This window comes from Diaphorobacter sp. HDW4A (assembly GCF_011305995.1).
Taxonomy (GTDB): domain Bacteria; phylum Pseudomonadota; class Gammaproteobacteria; order Burkholderiales; family Burkholderiaceae_C; genus Diaphorobacter_A.
Genome location: NZ_CP049910.1, coordinates 1383517 through 1408276 on the forward strand (window position 1 = coordinate 1383517; position 24760 = coordinate 1408276).

The window sequence follows — 24760 nt, forward strand, 5'->3', positions numbered from 1 at the left end:
GGCGTGATGGACAACATGCCAATGGCTGATCCGGTGGTGAAAAGCATCTGTCGTGATCTGGAGGATCTGCTCACGCAGGTCGGCTCCGAGGTGTATTGCAGCGACTGGACCCTGATCGAGCAGACGCGCATCGACAGATTCGCAGAGGCGACGGGTGACTTTCAGTGGATTCATGTGAACCCCGAACGCGCGGCGCAGGAGTCGCCGTTTGGTGGAACGATTGCGCACGGCTTTCTCTCGCTGTCCTTGCTAGGCAAGCACTACGAGGAGTTTTTGCCGCAGTGGTTGCCGTTCTGCGACATAGGCATCAACTACGGACTCAACCGGGTGCGGTTCATTCAGCCGGTGCGCTCGGGCAGCAGGGTGCGCAGCCGGTTTGTGCTGGGTGAGGTGAGCGAGGCTGGTGGCGGTGTGCAAATGCTGTTCAACGTGACCGTGGAGCTGCAAGGGCAGAGCAAACCCGCCCTTGTGGCGGAGTCGGTGATTCGCCGCCAGTTCAGAAACAGAAAAGGAGGCCCGATGTGAAGGCGTTGATGTGCACTCAATTCGGACCACCCTCGTCGCTTCAGGTGCTTGAACAGCCATTGATGACTGCGGGCCACGGTGAGGTGGTGGTCGCCGTCAAGGCGGCGGGGATCAACTTTCCCGACACGCTGATCATCGAAGATCGCTACCAGATCAAGGCCCCGCTGCCGTTCAGCCCTGGTGGCGAGTTCTCCGGCGTGATTGAGGAGGTTGGCGCGGATGTTCCGGATCTCGTGGCTGGTCAGGAGGTCATCGGATTCGTCGGCTGGGGCGCGTTTGCACGGCAGATCCGCGTGCAGCCGCCGGCGCTTTTTGCGATGCCTGCCGGGCTTCCGTTCGACGTCGCGGGCTCGTTCCTGATGACCTATGGAACGGCATACCACGCGCTGCGGGACCGGGCTCAGCTTATGGCAGGCGAGACGGTGCTGGTGCTGGGGGCTGCAGGTGGACTGGGCATTGCGAGCATCGAACTCGCGAAGGCGCTCGGTGCCAAGGTGATCGCTGCCGCATCGTCTGCGGAAAAGCTGGCTGTTTGCCGTGCTCATGGAGCCGACGAGACCATCGACTACGAGCACGAGGATCTGCGCGAGCGGCTGAAAAAAATCACGGGCGGACGCGGGGTCGATGTGGTCTGCGATGTCGTGGGTGGCCGCTTCAGCGAGCCTGCTTTGCGCAGTGTAGGCTGGCGTGGGCGTTTTCTGGTGATCGGCTTTGCGGGCGGCGAGATTCCGCGCATCGCGCTCAATCTGCCGCTGCTCAAGGGATGCGCCATCGTCGGTGTGTTCTGGGGCGACTACCTGAAGCGCGAGCGCTCAAGGGTCGAGGGTGACATCCGGACGCTGGCGGATCTGTATTCAGCAGGTCGCATCCGGCCCCTGATTTCGCAACGCTTCTCGTTGGAGGAAACACCTGCTGCGCTGGAGGCCGTCCGTCAGCGCAAGGCCATGGGCAAAGGAGTTGTCGTGCCCTGAAACCACTTCATCTTCACCGTTTCCGTCTGGACAACCTGCGTGGACATCGACGACAGAGATCGTCATGCGGATGCAGGCGTGATCGCCAGGGCGGCCCATGGGTCGTCCTCTATCCAAACCCATTTTCCGAATGGATGAATCATGACGAATGCAAACACCCTGACCGCTGACGCCGTGGCCAAGGCCAGTGAGAACGGAGCACCTGCCGACGCCAAGCGCGCCGCAGTGTCGGGTTTCGTGGGCACCCTGATCGAGTATTACGATTTCAGTCTGTATGGCTACATGGCGGTGGTGATCGCGCCGCTGTTCTTCCCGAGCGGCGATCCCACGGTCTCGCTTCTGGCCGCGCTGGCGGTGTTCGGCACGGCCTATGTGGTGAGACCCCTGGGCGGGATTTTCTTCGGCCACATCGGTGACCGATACGGGCGCAAGACAGCGCTGCTTGGAACGCTGATCTGCATGGGTATCGGCAGTACGCTGATGGGGCTGCTTCCCACGTTCGATCAACTGGGATATTTCGCAACCGCCTTGCTTGTTCTGGTGCGGCTGCTGCAGGGCTTCTCTGCGGGTGGTGAGGTGGGCGGCTCGGCGACCTTCATTTCGGAGTCGTCCCCGCCGCACATGAAGGCCACGTTCGGCGCGTTCACTCCCATGGGCTCGACCGGCGGGTTCGCAGTGGCCGCAGCCGTGGCAGGGGTGGTCACCGCCTTCACCACGCCGGAGCAGATGAGTTCGTGGGGCTGGCGCATTCCGTTCCTGCTGGCGCTGCCGCTGACGTTGCTATGCATCTGGGCACGTACCCGGGTGAAGGAAACCTACGAAGGCAAGCCCGAGAAGAAGGAGCACTCGCCCATCGGTGCGATCTTCCGTCTGCAGACCAAGGCACTGCTGCAATCCACCGCGATCAGCGCTGCCACCAATGGCACGGCCTACATCGGCTTGACTTACATGAGCATCCATCTGGTCAAGCAGCTGGGCTATCCAGCAGGCAGCGTGTACTGGGTTGCCACGTTGGCGATTGGTCTCTCGGCGCTGCTGATGCCGGTCGGGGGCATCATCGGGGACCGCATCGGGCTGCGGCGTCTGATGCTCGTTGGCCTGATCGGCTACATCGTGCTGACCTATCCGATGATGGGTCTGATGGGGCAAAGCCTGACGGTCGCCACATGGGCCTACGTGGTGCTGATGCTCAACACCGTGGCAACCCAGGTCAGTGCCTACACGCTGCTGCCCCTGCTATTCAAGCCTGAATACCGCTACACCGGTGTGGCCTCAGGCTGGAACTTTGGCGTCATCATCGCGGGCGGCACGGCTCCGTATGTGGCGGTGAAGCTGGTGCAGGTAACGGAAAACAAACAGTCCCCTGCGTTTTTTGTGATTGCAGCGGCCATCATCGGACTGATCGGTGTTCTGTCGATCCACCGTGATCGCGGACGATCTGTCACCTGAACGGGAGCTGTTTGACGTTCTCAAAGGGGCCTGCTTCCGCTAGGGAGTCTGGCTCCTTACTTCTTGCAATGTTCAAGCAAACGGTTTCAAAAACATCATCAAAAATACAGAAGTACCAATATGATCACAACTTGACCGGACGGGATGTTGTTGCGCGCAAACATGTGTTTGCGCTTTAATCTGAGGGCATTGATACACAACAGATGTGGCAGATTCCGGTTCTGTGCGGGGTGGGGTAGTGAGCCTACACTTTTCCATATGTCTATACGCAAGAACTGGCCGCTGTCGCGCCGCAATCAATATGTCGCTGATTTCGGCAAGTATTCCACTGGCCGCCAGCTGTTGCTCAACCGAATGCAGGAGCCCTCCATGGACACCGAAGTGATCGATGACGACCGTGTTTACGAAAACGCCGCCGAGCTGTTTCGTGCCATGGCTGCGCCTATGCGGCTGCGTATCATCAGTGCGCTGTGCAACGGGGAAAAGAACGTGTCGGAACTGCTGTCGTCCATCGACACCACGCAGCCCAACATGTCCCAGCACCTGAACACGCTCTACCAGGCCGGCATTCTCGGGCGTCGCCGTGAAGGGGTGAGCATCTATTACTACATCACCAACGAGAAGGTGGTGCAGATGTGCCGCAGCGTATGCCTACAGATGGCCATGGACGACTGAACTTTCCCGTCTTTGGCGAGACGGGTTAGGTAGATTGCGCAGAGATTTTTCTTCTCCATTGATGTTCGAGCGCCTTTGGCGTTTGGTGCTCGACTCCAGCAAAAAGGGCAGCCGATTGGCTGCCCTTTTTGCATGGGAGACCGAAGTGAAGCCGCTCAGGGCTTGAGGTAGACGTAGCCTTCCTTGGCCTGCAGGCGTGCGACTTCGGCGACGCCCGAGGGAACGATGGAGGTCTCCATCAGCAGCTTGGCCGGGTCGATGCTGCGTGATTGCAGGGTGTTGTTGCAGACGCGGAACTCCACGCCCTTGGAGGCCAGCGCACTGACCTGACCGCTGAACTCGCGGCCCTTGCTGTCCTTGGCGTCGCTCAGCAGAAAATCGATGCCAGGGCCATGTGTGACGACGACGATCTTGTCCTTGGGGGCGGCGTTCAGATGGTTGTTGATGTTGTTGAGAATCGCGGCTGCGGTTTCCACGCCGGTGTTGACGTGGTAGACCACCTTGACGTCTTGGGCGAATGACAGGCCGGCCATCAGGGTCAGGAAAAATGCGAGAAAGACACGCTTGAACATATTGGGCTCCTTTTTATGCATGGGTTGCTTTGGTTGTATGTCCAGCCCCAAAATATCGCTGGTGACTTATATTAGCACCAGCAAGGATATTCACGTCAGCTGATGATGCTGATCCAATAACTACTGGAGATGCTGCGCATGTTAGTTCAGGGTTCGCGTTGGTTGGCAGGCGTTGTCGTGTTGACAAGCCTGCAGATTCCGGCCTTTGCACATGGCGATCACGGTGCTGCCATGCAGCTCGCGCAGGTGACTGTTGCTCCCGACATGTCGACCACCGAAGCAGCCACGGTGGAGATGGAAGTCAAGAGCGTCGCGCCGAATGTCTACTACGTGCAGGGCGTTTCCGCTCTGGGCTCGCCGGCCAATCAGAACTTCATTTCGAACGCGGGCTTTGTGGTGACTGACGACAGCGTGGTGGTGATTGACGCGCTCGGCTCGCCCGCGCTGGCCGAGGAGCTGGTGAAGAAGATCAAGGCGATCACGTCCAAGCCGATCAGCACGGTGATCCTCACGCACTACCACGCGGACCACATCTACGGGCTGCAGGTATTCAAGGCGCTGGGCGCGAAGATCATCGCGAATGGACAGGCCAAGGAGTACATCAACTCCGATACCGCGCGCCTGCGGCTCGAAGCCTCACGCACCGAGCTCGCGCCGTGGATCAATGCGTCAACGCAGATGGTCACGGCCGACGAGTGGATGGACAAGGATGCGCTCACGCTGAAGATCGGTGGCACCGAGTTCGTGTTGCAGCACATGGGTCCCGCACACACGCCGGAAGACACCGCCGTGTTCCTGCCCCAAAGTGGCGTGCTGTTCATCGGCGATGTGGTGTTTCGCAAGCGCATCCCGTATGTGGGCCAGGCCGACAGCCGTCATTGGATCGCGGCGCTTGATGCGCTGCTGAAGCTGCCAGTCAAGGTGATGGTGCCGGGACACGGCCCTGCGTCCGAAGAGCCCGGGAAGGACATGCAACTGACGCGCGACTATCTCGAATTCCTGCGCACCGCGATGGCCAAGGCGGCGCAGAATCTTGATCCATTTGACGATGCCTACAAAGCCACCGACTGGTCGCGCTTCGAGGGCTATCCGCTGTTCAAGGAAGCCAACCGAATGAATGCCTACAACACCTATCTGCTGATGGAGCAGGAAAAGCCATGATGCGCGTGGATCGCCGAGCGGTGGTGCGTGGGATGGTGGCGTTGGCTGGTGTTCCATGGTTTGGGATTGCGTCGGTTGCGTCGGCTGCGGCGCAGGATGCCTCGGAGCGCTTACTGCCCACGACGACTGATTTGCGCGCGAGTCTGGCACAAGCGCTTGCTCGCGGTGAGCCGTTGATTGTGCTCGCGACATTGCAGGGCTGTCCGTTCTGCAAAGTGGCGCGTGAGAACTATCTGGTGTCGGAGCTGCGCGCGGGACGGGTGGTGACGCAGATTCATTTTCTGTCCCGTGAACCAGTGCGCAACTGGCAGGGGGATGAGGTCACCCATGGGCGGTTGGTCAAGCAGTTGCAGATCGATGCCGCTCCTACCTTGCTGTTCTATGGGCGGGATGCTCGGGAAGTTGCCCCTCGGCTGGTCGGTGGATCCACGTCGGACTTCTACGCGGCCTATCTGGATGAACGTGTCGCTTTGGCTCGGTCTGCCGTTCGTTGATTTTGGTTCTACGCCACCTCTGGTGACGATTGGTGGGTCGTTTGCGGGCTGCAATACAGGCCCTCATGCGTTGTTGCGAAGCCTTGCCTGAGAGCCTGTCTTGCCGTTGGGATGCGGGATCGAGTGCTCGCTGCGCTTTGGTGGGCTGCTGTTGGAAATCCGAAATCTGAAATCCAATTCGTTCGAGATGGGCTGTTTTGCAATGTTCGTTTCGTCATTCCTTTCTTGAATAACGGGGGAAAACCCGTTGGCTTTTGATGGGGATCACATTGGATAATTGATTACATAAATACATGCTTATATGTAGATAAAGGACAAGACGATGAAGCGGATTCGTGGCTACGCGTTGGCGGCGGTGTGTGTGGTGGGTGGTCTGGGCGTGGCGGCTCCGAGCTGGGCGAATTTGGCGTTGGCGCAGAAGAACGCGTGCATGGCCTGCCATTCGGTTGACAAGAAGTTGGTCGGACCGGCCTATCTGGACGTTGCGAAGAAGTATGCCGGTCAGTCCGATGCGCAGGCTGCCTTGGCCAAGAGCATCAAGGCGGGTGGTTCGGGCAAGTGGGGCCCGGTTCCGATGCCTGCACAGGCGGCCTTGAGCGATGCGGATGCGAGCACGCTGGCTGGCTGGATTCTGGGTGGCGCCAAGTAAACGGCACAGCGGGTTTCGACTTCCGTGTCGAATGGCCCCATGGAGAAGACCTGAGGACAACACATGCAAAACCAGATGACAGGTCGGTTGCGTAAGGCTCCGGAGAATTTTGTGCGAGGCGATGGTGTGGCTACGGTGTTTGCCGAGGCCAAAGCGGGGCGTCGCAGTTTCATCCGCAGTGCGTTCGCGGCAGCGGCCGCAGGTGCTGCCGCGACGTCGGCGCTGGCCCAGGGCGGGCAGAACGTGCCGAATGTGGGTGAGGGTGATCCAAACATTCTGGAGATGCCGGCGCACACCAAGGGGCTGGGGCAACCGGTGGCTGCCGAAGGCTACGGCAAGCCGTCGAAATATGAAGCCAATGTGCAGCGTCGCCAAAGCCCGGGGCTCACGCAGACGCGCCAGGCCTCAGTCTCGTTCGCGCCGCTGCAGTCGTTGTTTGGCATCGTCACGCCGAGCGGTCTGCATTTCGAACGGCACCATCAGGGCTGGTGGGACATTGATCCGTCGAAGCACCGCTTGATGATCAACGGCCTCGTGAAGAGCGCCAAGGTGTTCACGATGGACGAGCTGATGCGCCTGCCTGCAGTGTCGCGTTTTCACTTCATAGAGTGCGGTGCGAACACCGGCATGGAGTGGGGCAATGTGGCCGTGCCGACGGTGCAGTACACACACGGCATGATCTCGTGCAGCGAGTTCACGGGTGTGCCGCTGATCACGCTGCTCGAGATGGCAGGCGCTGATCTGAAGAAGGGCAAATTTATCCTCGCCGAGGGTGCGGACGGCTCGTCGATGACGCGCACGATTCCGATGGAGCTCATCACCTCGGGCGAGGTGATCGTGGCCTACGGGCAGAACGGCGAGATGCTGCGGCCCGAGCAGGGCTATCCATTGCGCCTTGTGGTGCCGGGCGTGCAGGGCGTGAGCTGGGTGAAATATCTGCGTCGCATCGAGGTAGGTGACATGCCCTATGCGACCAAGGATGAGGCGGTGCACTACATCGACCTGATGCCCGATGGTCAGCACCGCCAGTACACCAGCATCCAGGAATGCAAGAGCGTGGTGACCACACCGTCGGGCGGGCAGATGCTGCTCGACAAGGGCTTCTACAACATTACAGGCCTTGCGTGGTCCGGGCGTGGCAAGGTCAAGCGTGTGGATGTGAGCGTGGACGGTGGCCGCAATTGGCGCACCGCACGGCTCGAAGGGCCGGTGTTAGCTAAGTGCCTCACGCGCTTCAATATCGACTGGGTGTGGGACGGCAAGCCCGCCATCATCCAGAGCCGCGCGATGGACGAGACCGGCTATGTACAGCCGACCTACCAACAGAACCGCGCGGTGCGTGGCTCGCGCTCGATCTATCACAACAACTCGATTCAGTCCTGGGCGCTGCGTGAGGACGGGGAGGTGGTCAATGTCCAGCTCGCGTAAATCCGGGATGAAAGCCATGAAAACCGCCGCGCTGCTGCTGTCGGGCCTGTGCGTGTCGGGCGCGTTTGCGCAGGGCGCGGCCGAGAAGTACACCGGCGTGGGCCGCAACGCGACGCCTAAGGAAGTGCAGGCGTGGGACATCGACGTACGTCCCGATTTCAAGGGCCTGCCCATGGGCTCGGGCTCGGTCGAAAAGGGCCAGGACGTGTGGGAGGCCAAGTGCGCCTCGTGCCACGGGGTGTTTGGCGAGTCGAACGAGGTGTTCTCGCCGCTGATCGGTGGCACGACCAAGGACGACATCAAGACCGGAAACGTCGCTCGTTTGAAGGACGCTTCGTTCCCCGGCCGCACGACTTTCATGAAGGTGTCGACGATCTCGACGGTGTGGGACTACATCCACCGCGCCATGCCGTGGAATGCGCCCAAGTCGCTGTCGCCCGACGAGGTCTATGCGGTCACCGCGTACATGCTGAATCTGGCCGACGTTGTGCCGCAGGACTTCACGCTCAGCGACAAGAACATCGCCGAGGTGCAGGCCAAGATGCCCAACCGCAACGGCATGACCACCGCGCACGCCATGTGGCCCGGCAACGAGTTCACCAAGAACGCCAAGCCAGACACCAGGGCCGTGGCTTGCATGAGCAACTGTGGTCCGCAGCCGCAGGTGCGCTCCAAGCTGCCCGATCATGCGAGCAACAACCACGGCAACCTGGCCGACCAGAATCGACCCGTGGGCGCGCAACACGGCATGCAGACTGACACCAAGCCTGTCGCACCTGCTGATAAAACTCCGGCCAAGTCCGCTGCTGGATCGGTGCCGACCGCGCTGCTCGAGAAGAACGCCTGCATCGCATGCCACGGAATGGAGCAGAAGATCGTCGGTCCTGGATTTGGCGAGATCGCCAAGAAGTACGCGGGTCAGGTGGACTATCTGACAGGCAAGATCAAGAACGGCGGTGCGGGCGTGTGGGGCAATATCCCAATGCCCCCGCAGCCCGGTTTGAGTGATGATGAGGCCAAGTCCATTGCACAGTGGCTTGCGGGCGCGGCCAAGTGATGGCCCACGCGCATCAGTTTTTAAACATTGAACACACAACGACTCAACAAACGATTCGCAAGGAGAGATGACATGATTTCACGTAGACAAGCAGTGAAGAACTCCGCCGCAGTGACGGGCATGCTGCTCGCTGCCGGCCTGCTGCCGCAGACGGCATTCGCCTTCAATAAGGCTGCGTTCGACGCGAAGACCGTCGCCGACGTGATGAAGGCCATGGGCGCAGGTGCTCCCGCCGAAAGCAAGGACGTGACGCTCACCGCGCCCGATATTGCTGAGAACGGCGCGGTCGTGCCGCTCGGCGCGGCCACCACGCTCTCCGGCGTCAAGCACATGCTGATTCTGGTGGAAAAGAATCCCAACACGCTGGTGGCGTCGTTCGACGTGTCCGACGCACTTGAGCCCAACTTCCTCACGCGCGCCAAGCTCGGCCAGACCTCCGACGTTTACGCCGTCGCCATCACCAACGATGGCAAGGCGCTGTTCGCCAAGAAGGAAGTCAAGGTCACGCTCGGCGGCTGCGGCGGCTGATTGATCGATTGATTGATGGAACAAAAACACGCACCGAACCCGCGTAATTTGTAGATAGACAAGGAGAAGAACATGCCCGATCCGATGCGCATTCGCGCCCAAGCAGCTGGCGACAAAGTCACCGTCCGCGTTCTGATGTCCCACGAAATGGAGACCGGCCAACGCAAGGACGCCAACGGTCAGGTGATCCCCGCCTGGTTCATTCAGGATGTGTCGGCGTCGCTCAACGGCAAGCCGGTTTTTCGCGCCGAGTGGGGCCCGGCCGTGTCGAAGAACCCGTTCCTGCAATTCAACCTCAAGGGCGCGAAGGCGGGCGACAAGCTCTCCGTGACCTGGAAGGACAACAAGGGCGAGACCCGCACCGACGAGGCCACGGTTAGCTGATTGGAGTGACCTCGCCGCTCGATGGGAGGGGCATCCGCCGGCGCGTCGGCCGCGGGTGGATGCGTCGAGATGGATGGATAGAGACAAAGCTCCCGAGTCGCTCCGCGTGGCTTGCCGCTTGCCCGCTTCGCGCTTTCAAGATTTCCCACAACAACAATGGAGACACCCATGAGACGTACCACGAAAGGCCTTGTGCCGTTGGCCGCTGTCGCAATGCTGTCGCTGCTGGGGGCGGTATCGCCCGCTGCTGCGCAGAAGAGCACGGCCGATGGCATCGCGGAATACCGCGAGATGCTGCAGGACGGCAATCCCGCCGAGCTGTTCGAGATGAAGGGTGAAGCGCTGTGGAAGCAGAAGCGGGGGCCCAGGAACGCCTCCATGGAGCGCTGTGATCTGGGCAAGGGCCCGGGCGTGGTGAAGGGGGCGTTCGTGGAGCTGCCGCGCTACTTTGCCGACACCGGCAAGGTGCAGGATCTCGAATCGCGCCTCTTGACCTGCATGGAGACGCTGCAGGGGCTGGATGCCAAGCAGATCGCCGCTACGCCATTCGGCAAGGACGAGCAGAAAAACATGGAAGGCCTCGTGGCCTGGATTTCCGCCGAATCCAAGGGCATGAAGTTCAACCTGCCGCAGAACCACGCGCAGGAAAAGCAGATGTACGAAGTTGGCAAGCGCATGTTCTACCTGCGCGGTGGGCCGCACGACTTTGCCTGTGCCACCTGCCACGGCGCGGACGACAAGCGCATTCGTCTGCAGGATCTGCCCAATCTGACCAAGAACCCCGGTGCCGCCGCTGGCTTCGGCGCCTGGCCTGCTTACCGCGTGTCGTCGGGCGAGCTCTGGAGTATGCAAAGGCGCCTCAATGACTGCTTCCGTCAGCAGCGCTTTCCGTATCCGGGCTACGCGAGTGACGCCACGATTGCGCTGGGCGTCTACATGGGTGTGAACGGCAAGGGCGGTGAGGCCACGGCGCCTGCCATCAAGCGATGAACAGAACGGGAGACAGCAGCATGACACAACGTAATCACTGGTTGCCTGTTCTGGGTGTCGCCTCGTCGCTGATCGTGCTGGGCTGCGCCTCGGTCGACAGCGCCGCAGACGTCGACAAGCTCACGCAGCAGATCGTCACGGCATCGTTCCGCGATCAGGGTATCGCCAAGGTGGACCGTCTGAAGCAGGATGAAACCAACGCCGCCTGCAGCGCGGCTGATGCGGCGGGCAAGCCCATCGACGCGAAACTCGGTGCCAAGCTCGAAGCCGACAACCTCAAGAGCGTGCAATGGCCCACGGCCGGCAAGTTCCTCGGCGACTGGAAGGAGGGCGAAAAGCTCGCGCAGAACGGCCGAGGCATGACCTGGACCGACAAGCCCGGCGACGCCAACGGCGGCAACTGCTACAACTGCCACCAGATCAGCAAGCAGGAAATCTCGTTCGGCACGCTCGGCCCCAGCCTCTACAACTACGGCAAGATACGGGGCATCGTCGACCCGAACAGCCCCGAAGCCAAGGCCATCGTCGAATACACCTGGGGCAAGATCTGGAACGCCAAGGCCTACAACGCCTGCTCCGGCATGCCAAGATTCGGACATGAAAAGATCCTGACAGAAAGACAGGTGCAGGACCTCGTGGCGCTGCTGGTGGACCCGAATTCGCCAGTGAACAAATAGCAGGAAAGAACCCGAAGCAGCCGGCTCCGGTTGCAGAGGTGTTCACGACGTTTGAACCACCACCACAACGCCAAGACTGCCTCTGATACGCGACGCACAGGCGCAGACAGTACTCATGTACGGCCAGCCTGTGCAACAAAGTATCAGGGCTGTCTTTGCGCCTCGAAACGACCAACCAACCGAAGCCGCAAGGCTTCGTAAAAAACAAAAGAAGAAGCACCCATGAGCCTTTCCAAACGCGAATTCATGCAGATGTTGGCGGCTGCGGGCGTGGCAGGCATGGGCCTGCAGCGCTATGCGCACGCTGACAGCAGATTGGCCGACAAGGCCATGTACGACGTTCCGACATTCGGCAACGTCAGCTTTCTGCACATGACCGACTGCCACGCGCAGCTCAACCCCATCTACTTTCGCGAACCCAGTGTGAACCTCGGCATTGGCGCGATGAAGAACCAGCGCCCGCATCTGGTGGGCGAGCATTTGCTGAAGTCCGCGGGCGTGCGCCCCGGCACGGCGGATGCCTATGCGTTCTCCTATCTCGACTTTGAAAGCGCCGCCAAGCGCTACGGCAAGGTGGGCGGTTTCGCGCATCTGGCCACGCTGGTCAAGCGCATGAAGGCGTCACGGCCCGGTTCGCTGCTGCTCGACGGTGGCGACACTTGGCAGGGCTCCGCCACGTCGCTCTGGACCAACGCGCAGGACATGGTTGACGCCTGCAAGCTGCTTGGCGTGGATGTGATGACCGGCCACTGGGAGTTCACCTACGGCATGGACCGGGTCAAGGAAATCATCGAAAAGGACTTTGGCAGCAAGCTCGATTTTGTCGCGCAGAATGTGAAGACCACCGACTTCGGCGACCCGGTGTTCAAACCGTATGTGATCCGTGAAATGAATGGCGTACCCTGCGCCATCATCGGCCAGGCCTTCCCTTACACGCCGATTGCCAACCCGCGCTACATGGTGGCGGACTGGAGCTTCGGCATTCAGGACGAAAACCTGCAGGCCATGGTGGACGAGGCACGCGGCAAGGGCGCGAAGGTTGTCGTCGTGCTCTCGCACAATGGCATGGACGTGGACCTGAAGATGGCCTCGCGCGTGCGCGGCATCGATGCGATTCTGGGCGGTCACACGCACGACGGCATGCCCGTGCCGACCATTGTCGAGAACGCGGGCGGCAAGACCATCGTCACCAATGCGGGATCGAACGGCAAGTTTCTTGGCGTGCTCGACTTTAACGTCAAGGACGGCAAGGTCCGCGACTTCAAGTATCGCCTGCTGCCGATCTTCTCGAACATCTTGCCAGCCGATGCCGAGATGCAGGCGCTCATCACCAAGGTGCGCGCGCCCTACGAGGCCAAGCTCGCCGAGGTGCTGGCGCGTACTGACGGCACGCTGTATCGCCGTGGCAATTTCAACGGCACGGGTGATCAGTTGCTGCTCGACGCGATGATGGCGGTGCAGGACTGTCCGATTGCATTTTCGCCGGGCTTCCGTTGGGGTACGTCGCTGCTGCCGGGTCAGGACATCACGCGCGAATGGCTCATGGACATGACGGCGACGACCTACTCCTACGCCACCGTCACCGAGATGACCGGTGCGACCATCAAGACCGTGCTCGAAGATGTGGCCGACAACCTGTTCAATCCCGACCCGTACTACCAGCAGGGCGGCGACATGGTGCGCGTGGGCGGCCTTCAATACCGCTGCGACCCGACCGCCAAGGCGGGCAGCCGCATCACCGAGATGCGACTCAAGGGCCAGTTGCTGGACGCAGAGAAGAAGTACAAGGTGGCAGGCTGGGCGCCGGTGGCCGAAGAGGCCAAGTCGGCCGGCAACAAGCAGATCTGGGAGCTGGTCGAGCCCTGGTTGAAAGATCAAAAGGTGATCGCGCCGCGCAGGCTCAATGAGCCTGAGTTGCTAAACGTCAAACCCAATGAGGGAATAGCCCAGTAGGGGAATGTGTAAATAGCCATTGCGAAGTTGTGAGCGAAACGCTCCAATACGGCGCATGAGTGTTTCCGAGTTTGATTCGTTGGTCGCCACCGTTCTGGTGGCGGTTTTTTTCCTGTCGGCCGTGTTGGGCGCGGTCATGCGCGAGACGCGTTTCTGCACCATGGGTGCCATCAGCGACGTCGTTTATGTGGGCGACTGGATGCGCATGCGCCAGTGGCTGGCCGCCATCGGCGTCGCGATGTGTGGCTTTGCGCTGCTGGCCCACATCGGCTGGGTGAAGCCCGCCGACACCATTTACGCAATGCGCCGCGTGCTCTGGCTGTCCTCCATCGTCGGGGGACTGATGTTCGGCATCGGCATGGTGCTGGCATCGGGCTGCGGCGCACGCAATCTCACGCGCGTGGGTGGCGGCAGCCTCAAGTCGCTGGTGGTGCTGATCGTCATGGCGGTGGCCGCGTTCGCCACGCTCAAGGGCATCACCTCGGTACCGCGCGCGCGGTATCTGGAGAGCGTGTTTGTTGAGCTGCCGTATCTCACGCTGCTTCCGGAATGGCTGGCGGCGTCGGGCATGGCGTCGGTGGACACGCTGCGTTGGATGCTCGGCTGCGGTATTGGCGCAGTGCTGATCGTCGTCGGCTTCGGCGTCCCGCGCAGCGGGCGTGACTGGCCCGTGCTGATCGGTGGCTTGCTCGTGGGGGCTTGCGTGGCGGCGGCCTGGGCGCTGAGCGGCCATGTAGGCGAGGTGCAGGAGCATCCCGAAACGCTGGAGCATCTCTACGCCACCACTTACACCGGCCGCATCGAGGCCTTCAGCTTCGTCGCGCCGGTGGCGCATGTGCTCGACTGGTTGCTGTTCTTCAGCGACCGGGCCAAGGTGCTCACTTGGGGCGTGGTGGCGGTGTTCGGCATGGTGTTTGGTGCGCTGGTGCAGTCGCTTGTGCGGCGCGAATTTCGCTGGCAGGGCTTTGCCGACATGGCCGATCTGGCGCGCCATCTGGTGGGCGCGGTGCTCATGGGCATTGGCGGCGTGGTCGCCATGGGCTGCACCGTGGGGCAGGGCTTGAGCGCGATCTCGATGTTGCAAATTGGGAGCTTCATCTCGGTGGCGGCCATCGTTGCGGGTGCGGTGATCGCCTTGCGCGCGCAGCAGTGGTGGTTGGAGCGCGGCTGACTCCCCCGGCCTATCAGGGTTTTCTTTTAGGGGCCTTTGCTTATGCGGGTTTACTTTGAGTGATCTCGCCCGGTTTGTTTTCCACAATGCGTTGCCGGTGGTTCCATCGGTCTTCGCAATGATGGGCACGCCCAGAGACTGGCGCGTGTCAGAACAAGTCGGGAGACAAAATGCACGCGAGAGCAACGAAGAAGAAATCCCATGCCACGCTCCAGTGGAGCTTCACCGCATTGGCCTGCGCCACGCTGGCGGCCTGTGGCGGCAGTTCCCACCACGTGACCAATGACCTGCCGCAGGGTGTCACGGAGATCAGCAACACGCAGTACGCCGCTACGTCGGTCAGCACCGGGAGCACGGCCGCGCAGCAGGATCTGCTGACCGGCGGCATTGGCAAGACCGGCCTTGGCGGCGCGGCTCCGGCTTATGCCGATCCGGCCAACCCAACCGTGGCGGAACTGCGCCGCAATGCGCTGTTCTCGAACTACCGGGGCATTCTTGATCCGCTGGCAAATGGCGGCTATGGCACGCTCTACGGCCCCAATGTGACCGCTGCGGGCGTGGTTACCCAGAACGAGGGGCTGATTCCCGGGCGCGAATACATCGCTGTGCTTGACGACGGCTCGGGCCGCAAGCAGACCGTGATCGCGGTGCAGGTGCCCGACAGCTTCGATGCCAAAAATCCATGTGTGGTGATCGGCCCATCCTCGGGCTCGCGCGGCGTGTATGGCGCCATCGGCACGGCGGGCGAATGGGGTCTCAAGAAGGGCTGCGCGGTGGCGCTCACCGATGCGGGCAAGGGCGTGGGCCTGCACAATCTGGCGGACGACACGGTCAACAAGATCGATGGCTCGCGCGCTACCAAATCGGCGGCGGGCAAGCTGAGCTTCTTCTCCGCGAATCTCACGGATGCGGCACGCGCGGCCTACAACGCCGCCTTCCCGAACCGCATCGCCATCAAGCATGCTCAGTCGCAGCAGAACCCCGAGAAGGACTGGGGCACCGACACGCTGACCGCCGCGCGCTATGCGATCTACGTGCTCAACGCCAAGTACGGCAAGCTGGACGATCCCGTGCCCTTCACCAAGGACAACACGCTGGTGATCGGCGGCTCGGCCTCCAATGGCGGCGCGGCCGTGCTGCGCGCTGCCGAGCAGGATGGCGATGGGCTGATTGACGGCGTGGTGGCGTCCGAGCCCATGGTCGAGATGCCGACCACCAGCGGCTACGGCATCCAGTTTGGCGAGACAGCGGTCACCGGCTATGGCAAGACGCTGGCCGACTACACCACCTACGGCAACATCTACCAGCCTTGCGCGGCGCTCGCGCCCGATGCAGCGATCAGCGAGACCTCGATCTTCAACTACATCGCGCTCACCGCCATGACGGCGCGTGCCACCGCGCGCTGCGATGGCTTGGCCGCCAAGGGTCTGGTGAGCGGCACGACCACGGCGGAGCGTGCAGCCGATGCGCTTAACAAGCTGCGCGCCTACGGCTGGACGCGCGACAACGACCAGATGCACAACGCGCACTACGCGCTGGGCAATGGGCCCATTCTGTCGGCGATGTACACCATGGCCTATGGCCGCTTCGGCGCCGACTCCAATCTGTGCAACGCGAGCTTCGGTGCCGCGAGCGCCACTGGCGACGTCGTCGCTGCTGCGCCCGCCGCGCTGGCGGTGAGCTTTGCAACGGCCAACGGCACATCGAACGGCACGCCCGCCACAGTGATCTACAACGACTCCGTGGGCGGCGCGAAATCGTGGGCGTTCGCGGTGTCACCATCCACTGGCGTGGCTGATCTGGGGCTCGACAACGCGCTGTGCCAGCACGCGCTGGTTTCGGGCGTCGATGCAGCGGGCGCGGCGCTCACGGCAGCGAGCGTTCCGACCAAGGCGCAGAGCGATGCGGTGCGCAGCGGCCTGACGGAAGTGCGCCACAGCGCCAACCTCAAGACCAAGCCGGTGATCATCGTCGCAGGCCGCAGCGACGCGCTGATTCCTGTGAACCACAACGCGCGCGCCTACACCGCGCTGAACCAGACGCTCGAGGGTGCCAAGTCCAACCTGCGCTACATCGAGGTGACCAATGCGCAGCACTTCGACGCCTTCCTGCTGTTCGGCGGCTTCGACACGCGCTTCGTGCCGCTGCATCCCTACTTCAATCAGGCGATGGACGCGATGTGGAACCATCTGAAGACCAAGGCCGCACTGCCCGCCAGCCAGGTCGTGCGCACCACGCCGCGTGGCGGCACACCGGGCGCGGCCACGGCGATTACCGCAGCCAATGTGCCGGGCTTCAAGGCGACTCCGGCAGCGGCTGACCAGATCGGATTTGCGGGCACCTCCATCAAGGTACCGCAGTGACAATCTGAGCCCGTGGCACACTGGAAACCGGCTCGCCAAAGTCTTCGGCGGCCGGTTTTTTCTTTGACCATCCCACAAGCCATGTCTGCTGCCATCACTCCCGTTTCCCGATATGTCCCGTGTGCCGGTTACGAGCTGCACTGCATGGACTGGAGCGCTCCTGGTGTACAGGATGCGCCGGTCGTCATCGCTTGGCACGGCCTCGCGCGCACCGGGCGCGACATGGATGCGCTCGCGCAGTTCCTTGCTGGCCAGGGCTTTCGCGTGATCTGCCCCGACACCATCGGTCGGGGCTACAGCCAGTGGAGCAGGGCTCCCAAAGATGAATACTGTCTGCGCTTTTACGCCCGCGTCGCACGTGAGCTGTTGGATGCACTCGGCATTGCCCGCGCGCACTGGGTGGGCACGTCGATGGGCGGCGCCATCGGCACAGTCTGCGCGTCGGGCCTGTTCGAGCCCTCCCTGCGAGGGCGTATCGCCACGCTGGTGCTCAACGACAACGCGCCCCAGCTCGCCGAGACCGCCATCGAGCGCATTAAGGCCTATGTCGGCAAGCCGCCCGTGTTCGATTCCATGGCCGAACTCGAGAGCTTCTTCCGCACTGCGTACAAGCCCTTCGGCTGGCTCAGCGACGTCGAATGGCGCAAACTCACCGAGACCAGCACGCGCCGCCTGGACGATGGCCGCGTCACGCCGCACTACGATCCGGCCATCGTCATGCAGTTCACCGAACATACCGACGACTACCGGATCTGGCCGCATTACGACGCGCTCGACTTGCCCGTGCTGCTGCTGCGCGGCGAGGCTTCCGATCTCGTGCTCGAGGCCACGGCGCGTGAAATGCAGACGTGCGGGCCGGGTTCCAAGGGCCTGCTGGAGTGGATTGAAGTGCCGGGCTGCGGCCACGCCCCGGCGCTCAACGTGCCAGCACAGTACGACGCCGTGATGCGCTGCCTGCTGCGCGCCTGACCACGCCATGATCAACCCCCACTGAGCAAGGACACTGGGGCGGGGCTAGCATGCCCTGCCGTCCTGCATCATTTGCAGAACCGTCCTCAGTGTGCTTTTTCCACCCCCATCGGAGTGCCCGCAAAATGGCTTGGCTGGTCGATCTCATTCGCGAATTCGGCTTTGGAATCGTGTTCCTCAACGTGCTCATCGAACAGTTGGGCGCGCCGATCCCCGCCTATCCCGTGCTGGTGATCACCGGTGCGCTCGAAGGCGCGAGCATGGGCCGTCTCGCGATGCTGATCGTCATCGCCGTGGTTGCCGCGCTGATCGCCGACGTGATCTGGTACCGCGCGGGCAAAGTCTACGGCGGCGCGGTGCTTGGGCGCATCTGCCGCATCTCGCTCTCACCCGATGCCTGCATCCGCCAGACCGAATCGGTCTATGGCCGCTGGGGCCCCAAGTCACTGTTGATCGCCAAATTCGTGCCGGGCTTCGCCTCGATCGCCAGTGCGCTGGCCGGAACCGTGGGCACGCCGCTCTCGACCTTTGTGCTGTTCGACACGCTGGGTGCGCTCATCTGGGTGGGCTCGGCCGTATTCCTCGGGTCGTTGTTCAGCAGCACGGTACAGGACCTGCTCGACGTGCTCTCCGCGCTTGGCAAATGGGGCCTGTTGCTGGTGCTGTTCGTATTCGTGGTTTTTTTGCTGCGTAAATGGTGGCAGCGCACACGTACTCTTCGCTCGCTGAAGATGCCGCGCCTGTCGGTGCACGAACTCGCTGGCATGAACGCACACGGCGTTTTCCCCACGGTGATCGACGTGCGCGATGTTTCGCAATACCAGCGTGGGCGCATTCCACGCGCGCAGTCCTGGAAGTCGATTTCCAGACAGTCCAGCCTGCCCCACGAACCACTGATGCCGCAGGAGCAGCACGCCCATGGGCTCGTGGTGTATTGCGATTGCCCGCACGAAATCTCGGCTGCGCGCCTCGCCAAGCAACTGCAGCGTGCCGGATTCACCAATGTGCGACCTCTGGTGGGTGGGCTGGAGGCTTGGCGGGCTGCAGGGTTCGAGGTGGAGGCTGATGCGGCGGTGAACGAACCTGGCAACGCCGTTGAATCACAAGGCCCGTTGATTCCCTGACGAGGCGCGCTGGACGCGACGACTCCCAACAGAACAAAGCAAACAGCCACCGCGAGGGTGGCTGTTTGAGGTATCCGCGAAGCTCGGCAAAAACGCTTGGCGGAGTTCGACCGGTTTACTCGACCACGCGTGAGATCTTCGAGCCGTTGAGCGATACGCCAGCTTCGAGGCCCACATTGGTCAACACATAGCTCACCACGGGTTCTTGGGCAGTTTGGGTGTCGATGGAGGAGTTGGCTCCCACGCGGCCCACGGTCACCTGGGCGTCGGCACCGGCGGTCCAGCCGTTGCTTGCCTTGAACTTGGCGAGCGCTTCATCCGTGTTGAACACATAGATCACAGCTTTGGATTGACCGCCGATCTGCCAGCCGATGGATGCGCCGGTGGTGCTGTAGAACGCGGTGTTTTTGCCATGCTCACGCAGCACGCCGCGACCATGTTCCACACCCACCACGAAGCTGCCGCCCACCACCGACGGGAAAATCAGCACGCCCTTGGCTTTGGACACCACATCCTTGGAGCCGGGGGCGGTGGAGTACAGGCGCTCGAGGGCTGCGTTGGCACGGGTGTTGATGGTGGTGCTGTCCATACGCGGTGCGGCAGCGGTGGTGGTGTTCGTGGTGGTACATGCCACCATCGACATGCTGCCCACGGCCACTGCGGCAGCCATCACAACGGTACGCAGAGAAACAATATTACGCATCACAGTCCTTCCTTTCAATTCTCTTGAGGGATGCGGCTTCGCCAAAGTCGGGCGAAGCCGCATGTCCTTATTTTCGGAGCAACGCGCTGAGCGCGGTAGAGGCAGTCGACAACGTTGCTGCCCAAATCAGGATGGGGCAATGCTATTGCTTGTTGGCTCTTTTGTGCTGGACATCACACTACTATGCGCGCTCGGCCTACAAAACGGTGTTGTGGCTCGAATGCACCTGAGATGCAAGTGCTGATGCCGCTTTTTGAATGGAATGTGTGCGCATGCTCACTTTCCTGTAGGCATGGAGCAGTGACCGCCTTGTGCGGCTTGACCGGATCCCGCAGCGATCAGGGGGGCTTCGAAGCGCAGATCGACCTTGGGCGAGGCCCAGTAGTCCCAAGTCAGAAAAGCAAGCAGGGCCAGCCAGAAGAGGGTGCGGAGGGTGCTTTTTTGTGTCATGTTCGAGTTCTCCCGTGCGTGCTCACATGCCGAAGTGCCTGCGAATGCGCAGACCGAAAATCGTGCCTGCAAACGCAAGTGGCACCCAGATCCAGCCGTGGATGCTGCCGGTGGAGATACCTGAGAACATGGCACCCACATTGCATCCAAAGGCCAGGCGCGAGCTGTAGCCAAGGATCAGACCTGCGACGAGCGCGACGACCCATTGCGTGCCGGTGAGCGGCTTGGCGGATGCAGGCTTGGCAGCGGCGACCCAGAGTGCGCCTCCGAGGATGCCGATGTTGGTGATGCTGGTGACATCGAGAAGCACGGTCTCGTGCAGGCGCGCGGCGTTGCCGGGTTGGCTCCAGAACCAGTTCTGCGAGAGATCAATGGCGTTGGTGGCATTGGCTACTTTTGCGGCCCACAGGCCAAAGCCGTAGACCACGCCCCAAGGTTGGCCCGCGATGACCAGATTCAAGGTGGCGAGCACCGCGAGCAGCACCGCGCCGATCAGCCAGCGACGCGAGAGCAGCGGCTTGGCCGGGCGCTGCAACCTGGCATTGGCGCCGCGCGTGTAGAGCGCCACGCCGATGGCGAGCGCGGCAAGTGCGACCAGCGTGGCCGCAAGCGCGTATTGCCAACCCCAGGTCGTCACGAGGCCGACGGGCGGCAGCGCGCCGAGATCGAGCCACCAGCCGAGACTCAGGCTGCCCAGAAAGCTGCCGATGGCGAACATCGGGAGGATGGCGGTGTTCATCGGAAAACCCATGCCCGCCTTGTAAAGCGTACCGCTGCCGCAGCCATCCGCGATCTGCATGCACATGCCGAAGACGAAGGCACCCACCAGCAGACTGATGCTGGGAGGGCCAAGCGCGGCGGTCAGTTCGGGGAAGTGCCCCAGCAATGGCATGGCCATGGCGGCCGCGAGTGCGAGCAGCAGCAGTTGGCCGAAAACGCCGCTGGCATCCTTCTCTTCGATGAGCATGCGCCACCCGGTGGTGAAGCCAAAGCGCTTGCCTGCGAGCACCGCACCGAGACCAAGGCCGACCGCAAACAGCGCTGCCTGGCGCACCGAGACGGTCCAGAGCAGCCAGCCGAAGAAGACGAGAAAGACGATGGCCAGCGGCAGGCGCTTGGCACCACTGGTGGTGGGGGATGCGCTGGTGGCTGCGCCATGCGTGGCCGTTGTGGTGGCTGTGCTCATGCTGAGTTCTTGTGTGTAGTGATGTTTGTGCGAAGGAAGCAAAGTCGCTCCATCACTTGAACGTGCGCTTCCACCATTGCTGTGCGTCGTAGGCCAGCGATTCGGCGCGCGTGGGCTGGTTGGCCATCTGGGGCGCATCCGTGGACTGGGTCCAGTCCACCATGGAGCCGGCGTAGAGCTTCACGCTGGGCAAGCCAGCGACTTCCGACAGACCGAACCAGTCGGTCGCAGCCCAGTGGCCGGTGTTGCAGAAGGCGACCATGTCCTTGCCGCTCTCGCGCTTGATCTTCGCGGCGATCTGCTGGGCCTTTTCGGTGTTCACAAATTGGGACGTGCCGGGCTCGAACCATTGGTTGAAGTCGAGTTGCTGCGCGCCCGGCAGGGTGCCCGAGAGCTTGGCGGCCGGGGCGCGTGTCTTGCCTTGGTAGAACGCATCGGGCCGCGAGTCGACCAGCGCCGCGTTGCTCAGATCGAGATGCTGGCGTACATCGGCACGTGTGGCGAGCCATTGGGCATCGAAGGTGGGTGCATAGTTGCTTGGCGTGATCTTGGCGATGTCACGGGTGGTCTGTGCACCCGCCGCTTCCCACGCCTTCATGCCGCCGTTGGCGACCGACAGCTCTTTCAGACCCAGACTCTTGAGCGTCCAGTACACGCGCGCCATCGCGCCGAAGTCGGTGGCGTCAGCGCCGTTCGAGATCACCACCGCATGCGTCTGCGGTGTGAGGCCGAGCGATTGCACGAGCTTGACCAGCTTCTCCTGATCGGGCAACTCGCCCGGGTTGGTGGCCGGGCCGCGCCACTTGCCATAGGGCGCATTCACGGCACCAGCGATATGGCCGAGCTCGAAGCTTTTGGGGTCGCGAATATCGATCACGCGCACTGCAGGTTGCTGCAGCAACGGCTGCAATTCCTGCGGCGTGAGAAGAGGCTGGGCGGACCACGCCAACTGGGTTGCAGTCAACGTTGCCGCAAAGGCGAGGAGAGCTTTCATGTCATGCTTCCGTGGTCGGTTCGATGCGGAGGGACCGTGCACGACACCGGAACAACCTGTGTGGCCGATCTCCAGATATATCGCCATTGTCTTATTTATGTTTTTTGAATTCAACAACGAAAAAGCAGTTTCAATATTCCGATTTGGTTATATTGAATGCACTCGCCAAGAGACTTCTACGCTCGGTGTTCAGTATTCCAATGTCACCGTGACCGTGTCGCTGTAGCCTCCGGCGGTAGACTGCGTCCGCACTGGAACCTTTCCATAGCCGGCGATCACCTTCACGGTACCTATGCCGCTGCCAAGAAGTAGAAAAAGGATGTTCAGTCCATTGGAGCGGCGGGAATCAACAGGCCGCGCTGTACGGCTGGTCGCTTGAGGAAGGTCTCGAGGGCACGGGCCAGGTGAGTAAAGTCCTTGAACCCCACCAACTCACCGGCCTCGTAAAACCCAATAATGTTGCGCACCCACGGCAGGATGGCAATGTCGGCAATCGTGTAGTCGTCGCCCGCCACCCATCGGTGCTCCGCGTACTGTTTGTCGAGCACGGCCAGCAGTCGTCGTGATTCGCCCACATAGCGCTCGAGCGGACGCTTGTCTTCGATGGCCTTGCCGGCAAACTTGTTGAAGAAGCCCACTTGGCCGAACATCGGGCCGACGCCACCCATCTGAAACATCAGCCATTGCAGTGTGCGGAATTTGCCCGCATCGTCCTTCGGCATGAACTTTCCGTTCTTGCCCGCGAGGTAGACCAGAATCGCACCCGATTCGAACAGCGCCATCGGCTTGTCGTCCGGGCCGTTCGGGTCGAGGATCGCGGGAATCTTGTTGTTCGGGTTGAGCGAGATGAACTCGGGCGTGAGCTGATCGTTCGTGTCGAAGGACACGCGATGCGCCTCGTAGGGCAGACCCATTTCCTCCAGCATGATCGACACCTTCACGCCATTGGGCGTGGGCAGCGAATACAGTTGAAGCCGCTCGGGATGCTGAGCGGGCCATTTGCGGGTGATGGGAAAAGCGTCGAGTCGGGATGCTGTCATGGTGGTGATGATGTTGCCTGTTGTCGGTCGTTGAAATTGGTTTTTCAGTCAGTCAGCGAACGGGCCAGCCGCCAAGATGTTGCTGCGCAATCGTGCTCAGCGCGGTGATCCATGCGTTGCTGTCGTTCAGGCAGGGAATGTAGCGAAACTCCTTGCCGCCTGCATGCATGAAGGCCTCGCGTGCTTCCATGTTGATTTCCTCGAGCGTTTCGAGGCAGTCGCCAGTGAAACCGGGACACATCACATCGACGCTCGCCACACCTTCTTTGGCCATGGCGATGAGCGTGGGTTCGGTATATGGCGTGAGCCATTCGGCCTTGCCGAAGCGTGACTGGAACGTGATCTGGCAGCGCTCGGGCGGGTGTCCCAGCTCGGCTGCCAGCAAGCGCGCGGTCGTGCGGCATTCATCGGCGTAGGGATCGCCGAGTTTCACATTGCGTGCGGGAATGCCGTGAAAGCTCATCACCAGTTTGTCAGCCGGGCCGCCTTGCTTGCTCCAGTGCGCGCGCACGCTGTCGGCCAGCGCCCGGATGTAGGCGGGGTGGTCGTGGTAGCTATTCACAAAGCGCAGCTCGGGCATGCGGCGCTGTTTGCCAAGCCAGGCGTAGGCATCGTCGACCACGCTGGCCGTTGTGGTGCTCGAATACTGCGGATACAGCGGCAGCACCAGCACGCGATCAATGCCTTGCTTCTGCAGTGCTTCCAACTGCGACGCGATGGACGGATTGCCGTAGCGCATCGCATAGCTCACATGGGTTGCACGCAGACCAGCCTCACCCAACCAGCCGCGCAGCAGCACGGATTGCTTGGCAGTCCACACAGCGAGCGGTGAGCCTTCCTTCATCCAGATCGATGCGTACTTGGCAGCCGACTTCGCGGGCCGAGTGCGCAGAATGATGCCATGCAGAATGGGCAGCCACGCGATGCGCGGAATTTCCACCACGCGTGGGTCGCCGAGAAACTGCGCCAGATAGCGCCTGAGCGCCGGAGCCGTAGGCTCGTCCGGTGTGCCCAGATTGACCAGCAGAACGGCACAGCCAGTGCCTGTTTGCGTGGAGGAGGAGGGTGTGAGGTAGGTAGCGGCATGTGGCGTTGGCATGTATTCATTGTCGCAGGCTCGCGAGTCATTCATCTGCAGTCAAACACTGCTGTCTTTGCATGAACGTCATCAACAAGTGGAGCTGTGGAGGTTGTGCTCGCGAGTGATTTTTCCCTATGATGGACTTGCGTATATTCAATGGGCAAAA

The 24760-nt window shown here is 61.7% G+C and carries 25 protein-coding genes; 18 read left to right on the forward strand and 7 right to left on the reverse strand.

Annotated elements, in window-relative coordinates; translation table 11 throughout:
* Positions 1-6: 6 nt before the first annotated feature.
* The 4 genes from G7047_RS06200 to G7047_RS06215 all read left to right on the forward strand — a co-directional run bounded on the left by G7047_RS06200 (position 7) and on the right by G7047_RS06215 (position 3620).
* Positions 7-525, forward strand: coding sequence for a MaoC family dehydratase (locus G7047_RS06200; protein ID WP_371813855.1), 519 nt, complete (start codon positions 7-9; stop codon positions 523-525).
* Entirely contained in the window at positions 522-1496 is a 975-nt protein-coding gene (locus tag G7047_RS06205; RefSeq protein ID WP_166302249.1) for an NADPH:quinone oxidoreductase family protein, read from the forward strand. Before G7047_RS06200 ends, G7047_RS06205 begins: the two co-directional genes overlap by 4 nt.
* A gap of 141 nt (positions 1497-1637) precedes the next feature.
* On the forward strand, positions 1638-2945 hold the full coding sequence (locus tag G7047_RS06210) for an MFS transporter (protein ID WP_166302252.1): 1308 nt from the start codon (positions 1638-1640) through the stop codon (positions 2943-2945).
* Between the two features lie 369 nt (positions 2946-3314).
* On the forward strand, positions 3315-3620 hold the full coding sequence (locus G7047_RS06215; RefSeq protein WP_166311908.1) for a metalloregulator ArsR/SmtB family transcription factor: 306 nt from the start codon (positions 3315-3317) through the stop codon (positions 3618-3620).
* 155 nt (positions 3621-3775) lie between these two features.
* Here G7047_RS06215 and G7047_RS06220 read toward each other — a convergent pair whose 3' ends face one another.
* Complete coding sequence (locus G7047_RS06220; RefSeq protein ID WP_205904725.1) at positions 3776-4192, reverse strand: DsrE family protein; 417 nt, start codon at positions 4190-4192, stop codon at positions 3776-3778.
* A 264-nt stretch (positions 4193-4456) separates the two neighbouring features.
* On the opposite strand from G7047_RS06220, the gene G7047_RS06225 reads away from it, so the two are divergent.
* From G7047_RS06225 to G7047_RS06290, 14 genes are all read left to right on the forward strand, one after another.
* Entirely contained in the window at positions 4457-5353 is an 897-nt protein-coding gene (locus G7047_RS06225; RefSeq protein ID WP_371813881.1) for an MBL fold metallo-hydrolase, read from the forward strand.
* Positions 5350-5847, forward strand: coding sequence for a hypothetical protein (locus G7047_RS06230; protein WP_240939384.1), 498 nt, complete (start codon positions 5350-5352; stop codon positions 5845-5847). Before G7047_RS06225 ends, G7047_RS06230 begins: the two co-directional genes overlap by 4 nt.
* A gap of 322 nt (positions 5848-6169) precedes the next feature.
* Positions 6170-6496, forward strand: a complete 327-nt coding sequence (locus G7047_RS06235; RefSeq protein WP_166302255.1) for a c-type cytochrome — start codon at positions 6170-6172, stop codon at positions 6494-6496.
* Positions 6497-6559: 63 nt separating this feature from the next.
* Positions 6560-7924: a sulfite dehydrogenase gene (soxC, locus tag G7047_RS06240; RefSeq protein ID WP_166302258.1), complete on the forward strand. Its 1365-nt coding sequence runs from the start codon at positions 6560-6562 to the stop codon at positions 7922-7924.
* Positions 7925-7931: 7 nt separating this feature from the next.
* The gene (locus tag G7047_RS06245; protein ID WP_166302262.1) at positions 7932-8981 is read left to right on the forward strand and encodes a c-type cytochrome; all 1050 of its coding nucleotides are present in this window, start codon (positions 7932-7934) and stop codon (positions 8979-8981) included.
* Positions 8982-9053: 72 nt separating this feature from the next.
* Positions 9054-9509: a thiosulfate oxidation carrier protein SoxY gene (gene soxY / locus G7047_RS06250; protein WP_166302265.1), complete on the forward strand. Its 456-nt coding sequence runs from the start codon at positions 9054-9056 to the stop codon at positions 9507-9509.
* 72 nt (positions 9510-9581) lie between these two features.
* Positions 9582-9893 (forward strand): thiosulfate oxidation carrier complex protein SoxZ, encoded by a 312-nt coding sequence (soxZ, locus tag G7047_RS06255; RefSeq protein WP_205904726.1) that lies wholly within the window; start codon positions 9582-9584, stop codon positions 9891-9893.
* A 168-nt stretch (positions 9894-10061) separates the two neighbouring features.
* Entirely contained in the window at positions 10062-10883 is an 822-nt protein-coding gene (gene soxA / locus G7047_RS06260) for a sulfur oxidation c-type cytochrome SoxA (RefSeq protein ID WP_166302268.1), read from the forward strand.
* Between the two features lie 20 nt (positions 10884-10903).
* Positions 10904-11560, forward strand: a complete 657-nt coding sequence (soxX, locus tag G7047_RS06265) for a sulfur oxidation c-type cytochrome SoxX (RefSeq protein ID WP_166302271.1) — start codon at positions 10904-10906, stop codon at positions 11558-11560.
* A 222-nt stretch (positions 11561-11782) separates the two neighbouring features.
* On the forward strand, positions 11783-13513 hold the full coding sequence (gene soxB, locus G7047_RS06270) for a thiosulfohydrolase SoxB (protein WP_166302274.1): 1731 nt from the start codon (positions 11783-11785) through the stop codon (positions 13511-13513).
* 55 nt (positions 13514-13568) lie between these two features.
* Positions 13569-14684, forward strand: a complete 1116-nt coding sequence (locus tag G7047_RS06275) for a YeeE/YedE family protein (RefSeq protein WP_166302277.1) — start codon at positions 13569-13571, stop codon at positions 14682-14684.
* 170 nt (positions 14685-14854) lie between these two features.
* Positions 14855-17047 (forward strand): 3-hydroxybutyrate oligomer hydrolase family protein, encoded by a 2193-nt coding sequence (locus G7047_RS06280; RefSeq protein WP_166302280.1) that lies wholly within the window; start codon positions 14855-14857, stop codon positions 17045-17047.
* A gap of 81 nt (positions 17048-17128) precedes the next feature.
* Complete coding sequence (locus tag G7047_RS06285) at positions 17129-18016, forward strand: alpha/beta fold hydrolase (protein WP_166302284.1); 888 nt, start codon at positions 17129-17131, stop codon at positions 18014-18016.
* 125 nt (positions 18017-18141) lie between these two features.
* Positions 18142-19140, forward strand: coding sequence for a rhodanese-like domain-containing protein (locus G7047_RS06290; protein ID WP_166302288.1), 999 nt, complete (start codon positions 18142-18144; stop codon positions 19138-19140).
* A 115-nt stretch (positions 19141-19255) separates the two neighbouring features.
* Here G7047_RS06290 and G7047_RS06295 read toward each other — a convergent pair whose 3' ends face one another.
* The 6 genes from G7047_RS06295 to hemH all read right to left on the reverse strand — a co-directional run bounded on the left by G7047_RS06295 (position 19256) and on the right by hemH (position 24612).
* Positions 19256-19843 (reverse strand): YSC84-related protein, encoded by a 588-nt coding sequence (locus G7047_RS06295; RefSeq protein WP_166302293.1) that lies wholly within the window; start codon positions 19841-19843, stop codon positions 19256-19258.
* Between the two features lie 276 nt (positions 19844-20119).
* Positions 20120-20293 (reverse strand): hypothetical protein, encoded by a 174-nt coding sequence (locus tag G7047_RS06300; protein ID WP_166302298.1) that lies wholly within the window; start codon positions 20291-20293, stop codon positions 20120-20122.
* A 22-nt stretch (positions 20294-20315) separates the two neighbouring features.
* A complete protein-coding gene (locus tag G7047_RS06305) occupies positions 20316-21479 on the reverse strand; it encodes a YeeE/YedE thiosulfate transporter family protein (RefSeq protein ID WP_166302301.1) in 1164 nt (387 codons plus the stop codon).
* A 52-nt stretch (positions 21480-21531) separates the two neighbouring features.
* Positions 21532-22473, reverse strand: a complete 942-nt coding sequence (locus tag G7047_RS06310; RefSeq protein WP_166302304.1) for a sulfurtransferase — start codon at positions 22471-22473, stop codon at positions 21532-21534.
* A gap of 323 nt (positions 22474-22796) precedes the next feature.
* Positions 22797-23513, reverse strand: a complete 717-nt coding sequence (locus tag G7047_RS06315) for a glutathione S-transferase N-terminal domain-containing protein (RefSeq protein WP_166302306.1) — start codon at positions 23511-23513, stop codon at positions 22797-22799.
* A 52-nt stretch (positions 23514-23565) separates the two neighbouring features.
* Positions 23566-24612 (reverse strand): ferrochelatase, encoded by a 1047-nt coding sequence (gene hemH, locus G7047_RS06320; RefSeq protein WP_166302308.1) that lies wholly within the window; start codon positions 24610-24612, stop codon positions 23566-23568.
* Positions 24613-24760: the final 148 nt, after the last annotated feature.